This window comes from Moorena sp. SIO4G3 (assembly GCF_010692305.1).
Taxonomy (GTDB): domain Bacteria; phylum Cyanobacteriota; class Cyanobacteriia; order Cyanobacteriales; family Coleofasciculaceae; genus Moorena; species Moorena producens_A.
The window spans coordinates 1-1,517 of the sequence record NZ_JAAHIG010000721.1; the positions used below are offsets into that span (position 1 = coordinate 1).

Annotated in this window: 4 protein-coding genes; 2 read left to right on the plus strand and 2 right to left on the minus strand. The window is 46.3% G+C overall.

Annotated features, from left to right (window positions below; translation table 11 throughout):
* Window positions 1-20: 20 nt before the first annotated feature.
* A complete protein-coding gene (locus tag F6J99_RS44905) occupies window positions 21-161 on the minus strand; it encodes a hypothetical protein (protein WP_293123882.1) in 141 nt (46 codons plus the stop codon).
* A gap of 292 nt (window positions 162-453) precedes the next feature.
* On the opposite strand from F6J99_RS44905, the gene F6J99_RS44910 reads away from it, so the two are divergent.
* Window positions 454-675: a hypothetical protein gene (locus F6J99_RS44910; RefSeq protein WP_293123885.1), complete on the plus strand. Its 222-nt coding sequence runs from the start codon at window positions 454-456 to the stop codon at window positions 673-675.
* 205 nt (window positions 676-880) lie between these two features.
* Window positions 881-1,036, plus strand: a complete 156-nt coding sequence (locus F6J99_RS44915; RefSeq protein WP_293123887.1) for a hypothetical protein — start codon at window positions 881-883, stop codon at window positions 1,034-1,036.
* Window positions 1,037-1,326: 290 nt separating this feature from the next.
* On the opposite strand, the gene F6J99_RS44920 is transcribed toward F6J99_RS44915, so the two are convergent.
* On the minus strand, window positions 1,327-1,517 hold a 191-nt coding region (locus tag F6J99_RS44920), incomplete at its 5' end, for a hypothetical protein (RefSeq protein ID WP_293123890.1).

Genomic DNA, 1,517 nt, shown 5'->3' on the forward strand with positions numbered 1-1,517 from the left:
CTGATTCTTAGTGCCATGATTTAGGCAACCCGGTTTTTCTGAATCCATTGGATATGGCCCCGACTCAGAATTTCTAAGGAATGGGCTAGCCATTCATCAGCAGAAACCGGTGGTAGAAATTGCGCCAGTTGTCGGCAAAGAAGTGCAACGTTACTCTCCATATTCCCCCTAGCGCTTGATCTACGCTTCATGCAACTATGCCAATCACATACTGCAGTAGGAATTGTTCTGTTACCCAGCTGCTACTGATTTGATCCGGTTCATCTCGTGTCATCTATCGAATCTTAGCCAGGGGACGCTTCCATGATTCGCTAAGCAAATTTTCTTCCAGAACTTTAGAGAAACTCCATCCGGCTCGAAACCTAGAGTTTTTCCCAAGCAAAAGCTACGGGTCTGGACGTGAATTAGGTTTATTCATTGATCTCTGACAACGTTCATCTAGGAGAAAGCGTCATGCTGACGTCGCAATTATTCGAATTATTCCAGCAATTATTTTACGGAGAATCTCAGCACCATGTTGGGTCTTTTATGGACCAAGAAGCTATCATTTCGGAAATTCTTAGGCCAGGGCAAGAGTGGCAGGTTTTCTACCAGGCCAGTTACTGGAAGGCTCGGTGCATCCAGTCTGAAGTTGGCTTCCAACCGGGCGATAGCGTCCATGTTGTGGGACGGTAAAATCTAACCTTAATTATTCAACCTGCCCTATACACTAAAGATTTGCTGGCCTGTTAGGCGATCGCCCGATATCCCTAATGTCTATCTCCTAGAGTATCGACTCAAACCGGGAAAAACTTATCGGTTAGAAGTCAGGAGTCAAAATCCAGCCTTTTTCTGCCTTCTGCCTTCTGCCTTCTACTGATGCACCATCGAGTCATCGGAATTGGACGGACGACTTCCAGCTAGGCCGAATTTGACTGGGAATCAGCAATCAACACCAGAAGAGGCAGGAGCGATCGCCCCTGCCTCTTCTGATAGACTCCGTGGGGGACGGTGTCGGTGCTGTCATCGATTACTGATCCATACGGTGGAGAGATGATCAGTTATGCAGAAAGGGGCGATCGCCCCCAAGCGCGCAGCAAACCACAGCCAGCTTACAACCGGTTGTTTTCCACAGCACAACCTGCAGGTCTCGACGTAGATAAGGGTTACAGCCAGATCCTGATCTTTAACTGATCTTTTTTCCCAACCCAGTCTTGGGCTATGAAAAGGATGGTCGATCCAATTCGATCCAACATGACTGGCCCGATGACGCAAAATTAACTGTTTTGATTAATACCTTCGTGATCCCCGAGCCTTAAGTATAAACTCCTGGTATGCTATAAACCTCTAGGGAACTGAAATCAGTATCTTTAGGTCAAATCGATTGTGTATGAAACGATGACTCCGTACAATACGGATATCGATCGGCCACTTTTTTGATGGATCATTAATTAGAAAAATGGCCGAAAACAAGAGCTTTCCCACGCTGTTGTATTCCTCTCGATCGGCAAATTCAATCCTCGCAACACTGAAATTAA

Coding starts and splice junctions, on each gene's coding strand:
- F6J99_RS44905 (WP_293123882.1), bottom strand. CDS start 161: ATGGAGAGTAACGTTGCACTTCTTTGCCGACAACTGGCGCAATTTCTA.
- F6J99_RS44910 (WP_293123885.1), top strand. CDS start 454: ATGCTGACGTCGCAATTATTCGAATTATTCCAGCAATTATTTTACGGA.